The organism is Shewanella sp. MEBiC00475 (assembly GCF_005234075.1).
Classification (GTDB): Bacteria; Pseudomonadota; Gammaproteobacteria; order Enterobacterales; family Shewanellaceae; genus Shewanella; species Shewanella polaris.
In genome coordinates this window covers 4,508,342-4,524,095 of the sequence record NZ_CP039928.1, presented here as the reverse complement: position 1 = coordinate 4,524,095, position 15,754 = coordinate 4,508,342, and the positions used below count along the sequence as shown (strand labels likewise).

The following is a 15,754-nucleotide window of genomic DNA, read 5'->3' as shown; positions in this document are numbered from 1 at the left end:
TTGTTAATAGCCTAAGAATGGAGCAAAAATATTGATCCAAACGTAATACCCACCCACAATAATAAATACCACACCAGTGACTTTTCTGGCCCAATGTTCAAACGTTAATATATGGTCATAGGCCTTTGCGACTCGATGAGCACTTACACCTAATAAAATAGCAAAAACAAGTACGGGTAATCCGGTTGCTAAACCGTAAATTGCGGGTAACGCAATACTGGATTGTGACTCCAATGCAAGTGGCAATAGTGACCCAAAGAAAAGTGCAGCAGAAGTTGGGCAAAATGACAAAGCAAACAAAATACCCAGTAATAAAGCGCCCATATAACCTTGAGGATTAATTTTAGCTTTTAATTTTTCAAGTAAAACACCATTACCAGGTAAACGTAATGCCAATAATTCCAATAAAAACATACCAACCAGTATTAATATAGGTCCAAGCAGCAAGTTCATGTATTTCTGTAATAAAATTGATAGCGATACCGCGGAAAGTAAACTGCCAACTAAAATAGCTCCAAGCACTAAGTAACTGAGCATGCGCCCAATAGTATAAGCAAGCCCAGTACCTAGAATTCTATATGGTGATTGTATTCCTTTACTTATATAAGAAATTGCCGCCACATTGGTGGCTAAAGGACACGGGCTAATAGAGGTTAAAATCCCGAACCAGAAAGCAGACATTAACATTACTGACCATTCATCCATGAGTTTTCACCAACATAGCTTGAATGGCTTGTGCTAAATACGCCTGATAAGCAGTTTCATCGTTTGCAAGCTCCCAAGTTCTATCCAACCGGTCCCACTCAGTTTCAACGCCATTGTTGGAATGCGTAACCACTACTGTTCTAAAAATTAATTCATAATCATCGATATAATGTTGATTTTGGTTTAGATCTACATTAACTAAATTAAGTTGAAGTTCACCATTAGCAACTTGTTGTTGAAAATGTTCTGTCAAAGTATCTTTGGTGAATTTTTCCATTCTAAGGCAAGTCGTGCACCTTTGATTACCATGAAAATAATATACATTGATGCCATTGTTAAGCTTGGGAATCGTTTTATCGACATCACTTAGTTTAGTTAAGGCATTACCTGACGATACACCAAATTGTTGGTATCCCACTATAGCAAAGCCAAGGCATACAACACCGAGCAGAAAATATCTGACTATTATTTTAGCATTCATAGAAACTCCAACACCTTGTTATTAAACATGAGTAACAAGAAGTTCCTTTATCTCATCTACACTGGCTAAACGACCCATAAGCTTCACTTGATCGTCGATAACCAATGCGGGCGTAGACATCACCCCATGATTCATAATGTCTTCAATGTTAGTGATTTTATGCACTTGATAGTCAATATTTAATGCTTTAGCGGCTTCTATTGCTGCCTCGGTTAGCTTTTGACATTTGGCACAGCCAGTACCTAAAATTTTAATATCCATAATAGATCTCCTAATTCAATTAACTACATTTGGTTATTTTGCCTTTTGACCAAATGTAAGCTAAAAATTAATCTATTAATGTGATCTGCGCCTGAATTTGTTTATCTAATAATGTATCGATACAACCAATTGAACTGAGAAGACAAGGCATGGTTAGGTGATAAAAAATTTGCTTACCTCGCTTATCAATATCTACAATCCCAGCATTACGGAGTACAGATAAATGCTTAGAAATTGTGGAAAAATCGACATCAAAAGCGTCAACAAACTCGCAAACACATTTTTCTTCAACCGCAAGTTGTTCGACTATCCATAAACGTGTTGGGTGACCAAGGGCTTTGAAAATATTGGCTTTAATTTTGATTCTTTGGTTCATGATCTTCAACTTTTATTCAGAAATCTTATTAATAAAAATGCGTAACATTCTAATGCGGTATTCAACAATAACGTTGATAAAAACCAACATGATGAGGTCTATTTTTTGTTACTGATTATTAACCATAATCTAATAATAACACCGCAGTTAATGAATGAATGCTATTTATGTCATTAACATGTGTGTTGGACATGTTGATTGTTTTCTATCGATTGATGTTAGCTATCTTTTCCGAAAACAATTTGTTGTTTTGAGTCTAACCACATTGGATTTTGCGACATAACTTTACTGAACATTCGACTTTGTAAATAGCGATTAAGCCACTGACGTAAATTGGGATAGGGAGATTGTAAGTACCATTGCCGCTCTACCCTAGCAAATTGACGAATGTAAGGCATTAACGCCAAATCGGTTAAGCTAGGTTTGTCGGACATCAAATATGGGTGCAGACATAGTCGAGATTCTAAATCAGTCAGATAACGCTCACACTGCTGCCTATCTTGTATTAGTGATGGTTCATGATAACGTTTTGAGCTGCGATATTTCTCTAAATGTCCCTTAAATTCATTATCGAATATTGTAATAACCGCCAACATATCTGCCAAAGAATTTGGCATCGATTTATTTAAATAGTCATCTGGGTCTGTTTGTGAAAAAGCCCATTGCATTATTGATAGGCTTTCATCGATCACTAACCCATCTGCAGTGATTAACACCGGTACTGTCCCTTTAGCTGATGCGCTAAGCATTTCAGGAGGTTTATTACTCAATACGATGTCACGCAGTTGTACTTGTTGACCAGATGTATAAATGGCTAACCTGGCGCGCATTGCGTAGGGGCAGTTCCTTAAAGAATACAGCACAGGTAATGGCATTGTTGGTTCCATTTAGGTTGGTTCACTCGATTATTTAATACTAATATAGGCATAATTGACACAACATATAGGTGATGCAACATTACTTCATCATCTACGAAACTGCATATTGTTATTGACAATGGCAATATCAAAACACGTTAATAAACAAGACTTAAAATTATATAGTAAATAGAAATTAATGAAAAACTGCTTCTTGTATATTCTATAACGAGATATTTTTGATAATTAATTATCTATAAGAATAAAACTACCAATGGGTTTTTCACCTATATTAATATTTAATCCTGATTAAATATTATTCTATTTTACTTAAACGACGACTTAATGCACTTTGAGTGATGCCTAATAGCTTAGCTGCAGCACTTTGGTTATTTTGAGCTCGCACTAATGATTCGTGAATTAATTGCTGAACCGTCTCATTGATAGTGGGTAATGTATTTGGGAACATAATTCGTTCCACTTCAAGATGGTGCTTATGTTCAATAACATGAAAAAATGGGGCTAGTGATAATTCAGAACCGCTACTAATATTGGCAGCTGTATATACTAAAGACCTTAACTCGGAAACATTACCTGGAAAAGAATAACCCTCTAGTTTTTGAGCTAAATTATGTGGCAAAGCAAGATAGTCAAAACCCAATTCTAGACAAGCCATTTCATTGAAATGTTGAAGCAATAAGCCTATGTCATTTTTGCGTTCACGTAGTGGTGGCAATCTTATACATTGAGGTCGTAACGCATAAATTAAGTTTAGAGAGAAAGCTTGTTGTTCGAGTCTTTCTAATGAACTATGGCTGCTGAACACTAACCTGCAATTAAGTGAGTTTTCTCTTAGAGAGCCTAGCGGTAAATAACTTTTAAGTTTACATAATCGAGCTAAAATTCTTTGTATTTCAGGTGTTGCTAACTCTAATTGAGTTAGTAATATCATTCCATGGCTCGCTGTTTGTAAGAGTCCTTGAGTATTTACATCACCAAATAACTTTGCTTCTAACATTACTGGTGTTAAATCAGCAAGCGAGATCTCAATTAGCAATTCTTCTTGGCAAATTAATTGTTGTAAAGCTTGTGCGAATAGCCTTTTACCTGTGCCTATTTCACCCTCGATAAAAATTGGTTCATTACTGTCATGTAAAGTAGCCGCATAACAAAAACAATCATGCATTTTAATATCTGTTGTTAATATATTGCTAAAAACACTAAGGCTATGCCGATTAAAAAAACCTTCTTTTATTCTATGATAATTTCGTTCTAATCCGATAACTTCCATTGCTCGTCGAATACATAGTAGTAATTGCTCTGTAGAACTTGTCTTGGTAATAAAGTCATATGCGCCCTGCTTCATGCACTCAACGGCAACTTCAGTTTCATTAAGTCCTGTTACAATAATCACTCGCACATAAGGCGCTTGCTCTCGAATATCTCGTAACAACTCACGTCCATCAAGTATTGGCATATTAAGATCAAGCAATACCAAGGCTATATCCAATTGATAAATAAGCTCTAATGCTTGACGACTATTTTCACAAGTATAAGAATTTGCCTCAGGTATACGACGAGAAAGTAATAGTTCAATGGTTCGTAACCATCTTGTTTCATCGTCAATAATGAGAATGTTTCTGCTTAATTTCATGAAACACTCCTGAATAATATTTTCATTTCAGTTCCTGTTCCTTGTTGCGAATGTATCAGCCATTGTGCTTGATGTATTGAAAGGATTTTATTGCTGGTAGATAAACCCAACCCTGTTCCTCCGAGATCTCTACGAGTTGTAAAAAACGGTTCACGAATACGTTCCAATGTTTGTGTATCCATACCACAACCGTTATCAGTTACTTTTATAAAAATATTACTGTTTTCTATACCCGTTTCAATTACCAATAAAGGCTCTGGTTTATCCATTGCAAAACAAGCATTTTGAATCAAATTAACTAATACTAATTGTAACTGCAGCTCATCACCTTCAATTGTGGGCAGTTGCTTGTTTAGCATCAGCTGTAAGTGAATCCGTTTAACATTGTTATGAGTTAATCGTAATGCTGTTTCCACTACATTATTCAAATAAACCGCTTTAGGGGCGATTTCAAGTATTGGCTTTGAGAAATGTTTCAAATCTCGCACAATTCGACTAATACGCCCCGCTGAGTCATCAATTGATTCGCAGCCATAATCTATATCCGCTAATAGCTGGTTAGTTTTTTGAGTTGAAGTAATATTGTTTGAAATATTTAGTTTAAGTTCGTCCAGCAAGTCCCTAACCAAAGTGACAGACTGGGTAATTAACCCTACAGGATTGTTTATTTCATGTGCAATGCCTGCAGATAACTCACCTAAAGAAGCTAGACGGGCAGAAAGATCACTTGCCTGCTTCAATTCAAATGTTTCGGTATTGTCTTCTAAAAACAATGCAAGCATGTCATTGGAAATTAAATGTAGTTCTAATTTCCAATGTTTGTTGTTTAAAGTAAATTCTAAATTTTGAGAATATTCATCAGTGAAAGTTCGGTATATTAACTGATTCAAATTAATCTTAGGTTTTGACTGCGCTAACACTTCATGTTCAAGAATCCAAGGATATTTGCCATTTTGCCAAATCAATTGTTGATTTTTAGCTATCAAACAAACACCGTGAGGCAAACCATCTAATACCGAATGAAACTGTACTGATATACGTTTAATTTCTAACTCTGCATTACGACGATTTAGCAGTTCTTGTTTTAAAGATTTGGTTTTTTTTCTTAATATGAAACTTATATAAAGAGTAATTAACATGCCCAAACTTGAAATTATGGCAGTGACTAACGCGACTTGAGAAAAGTCTTTTTTAACCTGTCCAAGCTCAATTTTTTCCTTGCCGAATGCTACCCATTGATTCAGTAAATCATCAAAATAACCATTGTTAAAACTATTCTTGACGACTTCGTTGATCGCAGCAACAAAATCAGGGTCTTTATCAGACATTATCAAATAAAACTGGCTATACAGCAGTGGTCTACCCGCAGTCTTTGCTATTGGGAAAAGGCTGAGCATTCGTCTTGAACAGTAAAACTCAGATACAACATAATCCACCTCACCACTACTGAGTAACTCAAAACCCCGTTCGTTGGTAATAACTGGAATTATAATAAAGTCTTGTGGTTTATTATTTAGGTACATTGCAACAGATGAAGCGCTTTTGATTGCAACACGTTTTCCTTTTAGTGCAGCCCAGGTGTCGGCATTTTCTTCACCACGTCGATTATAAGCACTAATATAAGTCGGCAAAAGCGGTAACGCCTTATTGATATCCAATATTTCACCAGAAGGTACAGCGATGACCGCTAATTGCCGAGTATCATTAGTTACCGTATTAAGTGTTTGGTCTAATGATCTACGATTGATGTGTAAATCATAATGTAACTGCTGAGCGATATAGCGTGCTAATTCAATATTAAAACCATTTTCTTCACCCGTTTCACTTTGCCATTCAAACGGTGGTGTATTGCTATGTACATTCAAAGTAAGTTGCTGCTCTGCATATACGTTTGGTTGTAAAAAGAATACTAAAATTGATATGTAGCAGAGTGATCTCCAATTAATCATAATTACATTCATCACGAAACTCCAAACTATGTCACCTAACAATAAGCGCTGATGATTTTGATTGGCACTGATTTTGTTCTGTTCTGCAAATCAACTCACATAATGAATAATAGTTAAGTCACTATTGATATTCCCAAATGCATAAACTTGTGTGTGCATATCAACTTTTTACTGAACAATGGATCTATTACTCACTTCGGCACTTGATTACTCCTATATCGAATAAGGCTGATATAAATTTATGGTGTGAGCAAGAAACAACCATAGGAATTAAAAAATGAATAATAATGACCTTAATCAAAATCGTCGTGACTTTCTAACTAAAAGTGCTGTGTTAGCTGCTGCAGCAGGCACCCTAACGATGTCTACATCTTCAGCTCAAGCTACAACGGCAGCAGTAGATAAACCTATAGCGGTAGCCGGTTATGTTAAAAAACCTCAAAACCTGACTGACGTTCTGATGAATGCTCGTAAAATTATGGATACATGTGCAGCTTGCGATATATCTGGTGCAGGTCGTTGTAATGGTAAAGGTCCTTGCGGTGAAACAGTGCCTGGTATGGGAGGCAAGCGTCTTAGCTTTGTGCGTAACATTGAAGCTTTTGAAGAAGTAAGCCTCAATATGCGAACCGTACATAATATTACTCAACCTAAAACAGAGATTAATCTATTGGGCGTTAAACTCTCTATGCCAATTCTTACGGGCATAACAGGAGGCCTGACTTACAACATGGGAGCTGCCAATAAACTCGCCTTTGATGGTGAAATGATGACTGAAGAAAAATATGCCCGCGGTATTATTCAGGGGGCAGCTAACTCTGGCACCATTGGTTGGGCCGCTGATGGCATAGGGGACCCATTAGAAACTTACAAAAGAAGAATGAATGTAGTTCAAGAGTTTAAAGGACGAGCAGTTGCACAAATAAAACCGCGTACTCAAAAGGAAATTTTTGAAAGAATTGATATAGTTCAACAAGCAGGTGCTCCTTTCTTTGCTATAGATGTTGACTCTGCCGGTAGAGCCGCACGTGCTTTACCAGGTAAAACAGTTGAACCAAAGGATCTTAAAAAGCTTAAAGAGATTGTTAATTATGCCAAAATCCCTTTCATTGCTAAAGGTATCATGACAGTTGATGAAGCTCTTATGTGTGCAGAAGCAGGTTGTGGAGCAATCATTGTTTCTAATCATGGCGGTCGAGTACTAAGTTCTACACCAGCAACAATGCATGTACTTCCATCGATAGTCAAAGCTGTACGTGACCGTGGTTATAAAATGCCAATTTTGATGGATGGTGGCGTGCGCGACGGCGGCGATGTCCTTAAAGCTCTTGCCTATGGTGCTCAAGCAGTGTTGGTTGGACGCCCTATGATACGTGCAAGTCTCGGTGGTGGGGTTGAAGGGGTCGAGATGTTGTTCAAACGTTATCATACCGAACTAGTGTCTAGCATGGTGTTAACTGGCGTTGCAGATGTCAATAATGTAGACCCATCGATACTCATTCAGGAGGTTTAATGAAACTCACCACAGCATATCGGGATATATTAGCCGCTGTGGTTGTCGCGGTTCTGGTGTTGCCAAACGCTTGGGCAACACCATCAGAACAAGATCGGCAATACGGTGGTGGAGGAAAAGGCGGAGTTGTCTTTTCTTATCAAACCCATGCAAGAGGAGGTTCTTACATTTGTACTGATTGTCATAGCACTAAAGAACATGAAGCAATATTTGAACCTAAACGTTACAGTTTTACTCTAAAGGATCATAATAGTGGGCAATTCTGCTGGAAATGCCACAACGGAGAAATAGCTGAACGTGATTGTAAATCGTGCCATTACTAATCATTAATTTTCTCTCATGGGCATTGTTTTGATGATGCCCATAAGAGATTTTATTTACCCCAATTTTAATGAAAAACAATCCACAAACTGGTTGCAACTGAGTATACAAACAACACACATGCGAGTGAGGTAAAAGGCTTACGCTTTAACAGCTTGTGTAATTGATAAGAACCGCTTTGCGAATATTCTGCTACAGGCATGCCTTGTTGGTAAATATTGATGCTTTGTCTAAATGATTCGGCATTGGTATACCGCTGCTCTGGTTGATTTAAAATGGCTTTATTTATTATCGCGTTCAGCTCGGTGCTTTTTAACATTGATACTTTGCCGTTAGCCACTACACTGCCCGTAAGTAAAAAGTGCAACATCATACCGAGTGAAAATACATCCGATTGTGCGGTACATGCTTGCCCTGCCACTTGTTCTGGTGCGCTCCAATGACGGGTAAATGCTTGAATAACATCTTGAGTATGGTTGTCATCTTCGCTTATTTTTTGTTTATATTTTGAAGCCAGTCCAAGATCGATCAACACTAGGTGGCCTTGGTCATTGATAATGATATTTTGTGGTTTTAAGTCACCATGAAAAAAATCTTCTCCATGAAGATAACTCACCGCTCTCAGTAATTGTTCAAATAGATTAAACCTCTGAATTTGATTGAATTTATTATTATTCAACCAAACATCTAAGCCGTGACCATCAATGTAATCCATGACAATACAAGCATGGCCTAATACTTCAGACACGCCATATATGCTGCACACATTCGGGTGGTCTAAAGTTATTAAAATGGAAGCTTCATTATAAAAAACGGCTTTTTGCTGCTGAGTGTTTAACCGATTAGTTCGAAGTATTTTTATGGCTGCTTTATGTATTTTTATATAGCCAGTGTCATGATTTTCTAAGCGTTGTTCACCTAAAAACACCAGCCCCATGCCGCCTGCATTAGAGATTAATTGAGTAATCGTGAAGCCCATTACTTGTTGACCAATTAATTCATCTTGAGAAAAAGGGCTGTGGTTTGCATATTGCTGGGATAATAACTGACTGCTTGATAACGGAGTGTCATCAACAGAAAGCATTTTTTCAAGTGCTAGCACTTGTTCACAATAGACTTGTCTTAATGGTAATAAGCGCTGTTGTTGTTCTGTTTTAGATAAACTGGCCAACTCACTATATAGGGCAACAATATCAATCATCAGTTAACTTTGCTCTAAGCCAAACCGTCGCAAACTTTAAATCGTTATCGACAGTTCTTGATGATAACGCCAACATATCTGCTATTTGTTGATGTGACACCATGGCAAAATTTTTCAATTCAAATACTTCAGCTTGTCTTGGATGGGATTGTTGTAGTAACTCTAATGCTGAGGAAAGTGCCAGACTTTCGGTCCAATTAGGTAACACTATTTCTGAGTCTAATAATTGCGAATGTAAAAATTCGTATTTAGCCTGTTGATGCTCCACAAGTGATTTATGCGGCTTACCAAACAGCAAATGCCAAACTGACACGCGCACATAATCAAAAAAATGTTGGCGGCTTTCAAATGGTTGCTCGTCATTACGCCAACGATGCAATTTAACCACTGATTCGTTCGCTAACTCAGTAATAGAAGCATCATGTAAAATGGTCTCATTAGGTTGATGTTTAGAGAGATATTTTTCAACAATAGCTCGAATATCTTGGTAAGCATAAGTAAGAAACTCTTCGCTTTGGTGTTTATCTCTATTTTGCCAACCCACTAATAATTCAGTGGCGTTGTTTAACTCTCTAATTGACACAATTATCCCTATCTTCAACATTTGTTAACAAACCAATTATCATCTACTTCATCCCCAATTACTAGTAATTACAGTATTTTAAGTTAGCTCTGTTGTAACGGTTGTAACATGTTGAGGTTAATGATGGTCAATTCTTGCTTCAAAGTGAAAGTATCAATCCAGTAGCGATTATGATGCCGAATGATTCCTTCAACCGGACTGTGTCCATGCACCACAATATCAACCTCATCAATAGCAACACAGCTATTTAATTGATGCAGTGGCCTGCTCCATAATACCTGCCAAATATCTTCATCCGACAATGCACCACTTTGTAGAGTTTTCCAGTTGTGTGTAGCAGATGCATGACTTATTCCAATAGATTTACCATTAACATCAATTGTTCGGGTTAATGGCATCATAATATCAATCATGGTTTTCCAACGAATTAATAAGTCGAAGCGTTGCATATGCTGTGATAACCAGTCACCGCCTTTTTGTCGTAAACAATCCCAGTAACTCGAACACTGAAAACCTAATAAAAACAGTTGTTCATGATTACCCATTACCGCAAAAAACCACTTCTTAGTGAGTAGATTTAAACAATCAATACTCTGATCTCCTTTGCTGATCAAATCTCCGGTGCAAAACAAGCGGTCAGTGTCAAAGTTAAAGTCCTGTGCCAGTAATTGTTCATAAAGCCGATTTATTTGGCCATGAATATCGCCGACAATATAGTCTTTTCCCACTACGTTAGCCGAATTATAAATATGCTGCTTACGAGGTTTAAATTGCATAAACGCTAAGCCTTAAAAAAGTAGCCAGTCAGTAACGGGCTACTTGAGCAATGAAGAGCTACTTTTGAACCAATTGGGCCCATAACGCATGATTTGTTTTGTAGCCGGGTTTAATCGTTGCAATGACCACCAGTACAAGACTGACTAAAAACAAGTAAAAGCCAATATCGGCATACTTCAATCCTTCTGCGGCGACTCTAATAATGTCTTTTGTTCTTGCACCACCAAACATTTGTGCTGCTTGAAATATATCTGCAATTTGTTGATATACGGTATAAGTAATCGACAATAGAAGTAACAGTAATAGACCACGAGAAATTGACTGCTTAACACCAAATAAGTGACTCAACAAAGCAATAATAGTCACCAAATATAACCAGGTCGGGGTGATATCACTTAACGGCATGCTGCTTCCCATCATATTCATTAGCGGGAAAAATGTACTTAACAACATAAATGCTAAACAAAATACTGCAAAAAAGTTCATTAATTTAATGCCAGCAGGATCGACGGCTAATGCCCGTTCTTTAGTATTGGAAAGCGAAGATTTAGCCTGCTCAAATGCTTGAGATTGTTGTAAATCATGAGTTAACTGCCCTGCAGTCCTTTTGGCTTCGTTGGCTAAGTCGAAGGCTTTATCTTTTAATGACATCGTTATTCCTTTCTTTGTTCATTTTTGCTAATTAGCAGTTGGATGATGTATAAAACTTACAGCTGCAGCGTGTTAGCGGCCAACAAGTCTCTGTCTAAACTGATGTCATCTTTTTCCGCCAACTCCATAACGTAATCCAGTTCGCATTCATTCATGGTTTCATTTTGTGAATCTGTCATTTGCTTGGTATTACGTTTAACGCCCGCTACTTTGAAGCACGTATTTAACATTTTCATTTTTGCTTCAAAATTAAGTGAGTTGTTCCAATTATTGATCCAAGTCAGTTGTTCTTCTTCCGACGAGCTACCACAACCCACTAACACCAATGCACTTAAACCAAAAATCACACCTGTTTTTACATTGTTTTTAATAGTCGATTTCATTTTATTCCCTTTTTTATTTATAAATATTCATTCAATATTCGATAGGGATTAGCTTATAGAAATGAGAAAAAATGATGAGTGACGTAAAAAGAAATTATTTACGCAAAATTAATTAATAAAATCTATCTTTAATGGGTAACGCGATGCATCGAATTAGCATTGTAATATTGTCATTAACAATTCTCATTTTGTTGTTAAATCATACAATCTTGAGGTTTGAGTCCCTAATTAATTAGTTAACAATTTGGCATTGCAACGCTAACCCTATCGCAACATCCTGTGTTAAATTGTGCATAAATTTATAGCCGACAACATCATAAGTTGTGATAGACAGCTTTTTAAGTGCAGGTGTCTATTCGATAGAAAGGAATAAATAACATGACAAATTCAGCTGATGTTCTCATCAGAAATAATGTAAAAGTAATGGGAGAAGGTAGTAAAACTTTATTACTCGCACATGGGTTTGGATGCGATCAAAACATGTGGCGCTTTTTAACACCCGAGTTAGCCAAACATTTTACCATCGTATTGTTTGATTATGTAGGTTCAGGTGCTTCAGATATATCTCAATACAATAAATCACGTTATGGTCAACTTGAAGGTTATGCTGAAGATGTTATTGATATATGTGATGCTCTGCAGCTAACTGATGCAATTTTAGTCGGACATTCTGTTAGCAGTATTATTGGCGCCATTGCAGCTATTCAAAAGCCAGAGTTATTTTCTAAGTTAATAATGGTATGTCCTTCTCCCTGCTTTTTAAATTTTCCGCCTGAATATTTGGGTGGTTTCGAAAAAGAAGATTTACAAGAATTATTGAATTTAATGGATAAAAACTATATAGGCTGGGCTAATTATTTAGCGCCATTAGTGATGGGCACAACCCATTCTGATGACCTTATTGGTGAGTTATCTGGAAGCTTTTGTTCTACAGACCCTGTCATTGCAAAAAACTTTGCTGAAGCTACTTTTTTATCTGATTATCGTCACCTTTTGAAACAGATTAATCAACCATCATTAATTTTACAAAGTGAAAATGACGCATTGGCTGCAACGGCGGTTGGTGAGTTCATGGCTAGTGAAATAAAGCATAGCGAACTTAACATTATTGCTGCCGATGGACACTGTCTGCATATGACACATCCTGAAGCGATTACGAGATCAATAATCGAATATGTGAAATAACCTCGATGACGAATAATTTACGCGATCGTAATAAAGTATCGGATTTTATATACTCTCCGGATAATTTTCCTTGTGGCGCTTTAGTCACTAATTCAGAGAGAATAATTACATATGTAAATGCTTATTTTACCAACGAGCTATTGTGGCAGCCTGGCGAGTTAATTGGTAAAAGTACCGATGTGATTTTTACTCAATCGTCTCGTATTTTTTTTCAAAGCTATGTCATTCCAACGCTTTTTCATGAAAAAAAGTGTGATGAAATGCAATTAATTGTATTGAATGCTAAAGGAAAGCGTTTTCCAATAACGGTTAATGCGCGTTTCGCTGAAGATGGCTGTATTTATTGGAGTTTTTTTAATTCATCTAAACGAGATTTACTCTATGAAGAATTAATCAAAACCAGAGAAACACTTGAACTACAAGCTGAAAAACTGAAATTACTTGCTTCAACTGACGAATTGACTCAACTGTTGAACAGAAGAGAAATGAAGTATCGGAGTGCTTTAGTGCTTGAACAAACAGTAAGGTCTCATCAATCTGTTGGGTTGTTAATGCTTGATATAGACCATTTTAAAAAAATAAATGACACTTTTGGCCATTTAGAAGGCGACAGAGTTCTAAAGGAACTCGGTACACTTTTAAATGAGGTTTGTAGACAAACAGATCTAGTATCCCGCTTTGGTGGCGAGGAGTTTTTAATCATGCTTCCAGACACTAACAAACATGATACGTTAATATTCTGTAAACGGTTACACCAGTTAATCTCCGAAATTGAAGTGGGTGGCAGCATATTGACCGTTAGCATTGGGGTGAGTATCGGTACTGAGAAAATATCATTTACAGATTTATTTACTCAAGCGGACACCGCTGTATATAAAGCTAAAGCACATGGAAGAAATAGAACTGAAATGTATGTTAATGATTAACGTTATCTTTTTTGGTCTGATTTAGAGCCAGAGTTAGATCCAGATTTATCGGTTTTATAGTGGTTAATATCCTCTTTTTCAATACAAAGCGTAATGACAACTGTGACGATGATAATTGTGCCAATGATAATAACAAACAATAGGTTTAGTTATATTCCTCAGCCTATTGTTCTAGTCAAAACCATAGTGCCTTTAAGTGACTGGCAATGTCATCCAAAAAACAGTTTTTTCAGATTGAATATACATAATTAGCGGTCCTAATTTCAAATCAAAACCGCACAAATGATTACCTTAGCGTAAATGTAAGATGGCAACTAATTGGGGCTGTATTCTGGGTAATCAGTTAAACCTTTTTCACCGCCGCCAAATAATGTCTCTGGGTTGTGCGGTGCCAGAGGATAACCATGCTTTATGCGGTTTGGTAAATCAGGATTAGACACAAATGGTCGACCAAAACCAATCATATCCGCTAGGCCATCATTTATTGCCTGCGCACCTTTTTCACCGTTGTAACGTCCAGCATAAATAAGTACACCTTTGTATGCCGCTCGAACAGAATCTTTAAATTCTGCAGGTGTCTCTGGAGCATCATCCCAATCGACTTCTGCAAAATGGATGTAAACAACATTTAGGCTGTTAAGCAATACCGCTGCTGCGGTGTAGGTTTCAATTGGTGTTGCATCAACGGTACCATTTAATGATGTGAATGGCGCAAGGCGCACACCTACACGATCGGCACCAATGGCATCTGTCATTGCGGCCACTACTTCACCAAGAAAACGCAGGCGGTTTTCGATACTGCCACCATATTCATCGGTTCTTGTATTGGCTTCAGAATCAATAAATTGGTTAATTAAATATCCGTTTGCCGCATGCAATTCTATGCCATCAAAACCCGCTTCAATTGCATTTAATGCTGCTTGACGGTACTCACCAATAACCAAGTTAATATCTGCTTTGGTCATTTCTCGTGGCACGACAACATCAACAAAACCAGGGGCATCAGTACCGTTATCAACAAACACTTTTACATTTTTTGCTTTTAAAGCACATGACGAAATAGGCTGTTCACCATTGATATTATCAGGATGGCTTACACGACCAACATGCCATAATTGCGCAAACATAACGCCGCCTTTTGCATGCACCGCTTTAGTGACTTTTTGCCATCCAGCTATTTGTTCGGGAGAATAAATGCCCGGTGTCCAGGCATAGCCTTGGCCCATAGCTGAAATCTGGGTGCCTTCGGAAACAATAAGGCCTGCCGATGCACGTTGCGCATAATATTTAGCCATTATGTCATTGGCAACATTACCTGGCTGAGTAGATCGTGAACGCGTCATTGGCGGCATAACAATACGATTCTTTAATGAGAGTTTACCCAGTTGTATTGGTTGAAATAATGGATCTTTCATAATGTATTCCTGTTTACTGGCTAATGTAAATAAATTCAATTTGGTATTCATTGGATCGACAATAAAAGCGATATAGCTTGTACAACCTTCACGGCCCAAGCATCTCAGCCGACTTTTCCACAACGTGCGTTAATGTTATTACAAGCGCGATACATGTCTTCGACGCAAAGGGAATATGGCTGCATCAGTGAAAACGATCAAATGTGGCTATTGATGACGCCTTATTTCCTGTAACAATATACAATTCACAAGCTAAAACATTAAATTATCAAATATTATCATTTAAATAATTTTTTGTTATAGCTAGGCAAATGTAAACATCCTTTGTGAAGCAAACATTTGATTAAGTCTGGCTCAACTCGTTTATATAATTGCTATTAAACAATAAAATAATCTACCTAATAAACGACTTATATAATTAATTATAAGGGTTTAACAAAAAGTGTTTTTCAACCAATCGAGGCGCCAATATTGTCGATTGTGATCTACATCATCGGGTTTCCATTCTATCAATGG

17 protein-coding genes are annotated in these 15,754 nt (G+C 37.1%); 4 read left to right on the top strand and 13 right to left on the bottom strand.

Annotation, left to right across the window (positions count from 1 at the left end):
- Positions 1-3 precede the first annotated feature (3 nt).
- From FCN25_RS20045 to FCN25_RS20015, 7 genes are all read right to left on the bottom strand, one after another.
- A complete protein-coding gene (locus FCN25_RS20045) occupies positions 4-705 on the bottom strand; it encodes an aromatic aminobenezylarsenical efflux permease ArsG family transporter (protein ID WP_137227113.1) in 702 nt (233 codons plus the stop codon).
- The gene (locus FCN25_RS20040) at positions 698-1,186 is read right to left on the bottom strand and encodes a nitrophenyl compound nitroreductase subunit ArsF family protein (RefSeq protein ID WP_137227112.1); all 489 of its coding nucleotides are present in this window, start codon (positions 1,184-1,186) and stop codon (positions 698-700) included. Before FCN25_RS20040 ends, FCN25_RS20045 begins: the two co-directional genes overlap by 8 nt.
- 21 nt (positions 1,187-1,207) lie before the next feature.
- A complete protein-coding gene (locus FCN25_RS20035) occupies positions 1,208-1,447 on the bottom strand; it encodes a thioredoxin family protein (protein WP_137227111.1) in 240 nt (79 codons plus the stop codon).
- Between the two features lie 67 nt (positions 1,448-1,514).
- Positions 1,515-1,823 (bottom strand): helix-turn-helix transcriptional regulator, encoded by a 309-nt coding sequence (locus FCN25_RS20030; RefSeq protein ID WP_137227110.1) that lies wholly within the window; start codon positions 1,821-1,823, stop codon positions 1,515-1,517.
- A 218-nt stretch (positions 1,824-2,041) separates the two neighbouring features.
- Positions 2,042-2,698 carry a glutathione S-transferase gene (locus tag FCN25_RS20025; protein ID WP_137227109.1) on the bottom strand — a complete coding sequence of 219 codons (657 nt, stop codon included), beginning with the start codon at positions 2,696-2,698 and terminating at the stop codon, positions 2,042-2,044.
- 298 nt (positions 2,699-2,996) lie between these two features.
- Positions 2,997-4,334, bottom strand: coding sequence for a sigma-54 dependent transcriptional regulator (locus FCN25_RS20020; protein WP_137227108.1), 1,338 nt, complete (start codon positions 4,332-4,334; stop codon positions 2,997-2,999).
- Complete coding sequence (locus FCN25_RS20015; RefSeq protein WP_137227107.1) at positions 4,331-6,295, bottom strand: transporter substrate-binding domain-containing protein; 1,965 nt, start codon at positions 6,293-6,295, stop codon at positions 4,331-4,333. Before FCN25_RS20015 ends, FCN25_RS20020 begins: the two co-directional genes overlap by 4 nt.
- Positions 6,296-6,560: 265 nt before the next feature.
- On the opposite strand from FCN25_RS20015, the gene FCN25_RS20010 reads away from it, so the two are divergent.
- Entirely contained in the window at positions 6,561-7,796 is a 1,236-nt protein-coding gene (locus FCN25_RS20010) for an alpha-hydroxy-acid oxidizing protein (protein WP_137227106.1), read from the top strand.
- Positions 7,796-8,119, top strand: coding sequence for a cytochrome c3 family protein (locus FCN25_RS20005; protein ID WP_137227105.1), 324 nt, complete (start codon positions 7,796-7,798; stop codon positions 8,117-8,119). The genes FCN25_RS20010 and FCN25_RS20005 overlap by 1 nt, the downstream gene beginning before the upstream one ends.
- Before the next feature lie 65 nt (positions 8,120-8,184).
- On the opposite strand, the gene FCN25_RS20000 is transcribed toward FCN25_RS20005, so the two are convergent.
- From FCN25_RS20000 to FCN25_RS19980, 5 genes are all read right to left on the bottom strand, one after another.
- Positions 8,185-9,318, bottom strand: a complete 1,134-nt coding sequence (locus FCN25_RS20000; RefSeq protein WP_137227104.1) for a serine/threonine-protein kinase — start codon at positions 9,316-9,318, stop codon at positions 8,185-8,187.
- Positions 9,311-9,901 carry an ECF-type sigma factor gene (locus FCN25_RS19995; protein WP_175405910.1) on the bottom strand — a complete coding sequence of 197 codons (591 nt, stop codon included), beginning with the start codon at positions 9,899-9,901 and terminating at the stop codon, positions 9,311-9,313. The genes FCN25_RS20000 and FCN25_RS19995 overlap by 8 nt, the downstream gene beginning before the upstream one ends.
- Before the next feature lie 83 nt (positions 9,902-9,984).
- Positions 9,985-10,677, bottom strand: coding sequence for a metallophosphoesterase (locus FCN25_RS19990; protein ID WP_137227102.1), 693 nt, complete (start codon positions 10,675-10,677; stop codon positions 9,985-9,987).
- A gap of 58 nt (positions 10,678-10,735) precedes the next feature.
- Entirely contained in the window at positions 10,736-11,329 is a 594-nt protein-coding gene (locus FCN25_RS19985) for a hypothetical protein (protein ID WP_137227101.1), read from the bottom strand.
- Positions 11,330-11,385: 56 nt separating this feature from the next.
- The gene (locus FCN25_RS19980; protein WP_137227100.1) at positions 11,386-11,712 is read right to left on the bottom strand and encodes a hypothetical protein; all 327 of its coding nucleotides are present in this window, start codon (positions 11,710-11,712) and stop codon (positions 11,386-11,388) included.
- Positions 11,713-12,090: 378 nt separating this feature from the next.
- Here FCN25_RS19980 and FCN25_RS19975 point away from each other — a divergent pair, with 378 nt between their 5' ends.
- Positions 12,091-12,897 carry an alpha/beta fold hydrolase gene (locus FCN25_RS19975; protein ID WP_137227099.1) on the top strand — a complete coding sequence of 269 codons (807 nt, stop codon included), beginning with the start codon at positions 12,091-12,093 and terminating at the stop codon, positions 12,895-12,897.
- 5 nt (positions 12,898-12,902) lie between these two features.
- On the top strand, positions 12,903-13,823 hold the full coding sequence (locus tag FCN25_RS19970; RefSeq protein ID WP_137227098.1) for a diguanylate cyclase: 921 nt from the start codon (positions 12,903-12,905) through the stop codon (positions 13,821-13,823).
- Positions 13,824-14,137: 314 nt separating this feature from the next.
- Here the strand turns inward: FCN25_RS19970 and FCN25_RS19965 are convergent, their stop codons facing one another.
- A complete protein-coding gene (locus FCN25_RS19965; protein WP_137227097.1) occupies positions 14,138-15,238 on the bottom strand; it encodes an alkene reductase in 1,101 nt (366 codons plus the stop codon).
- Between the last annotated feature and the right edge of the window lie 516 nt (positions 15,239-15,754).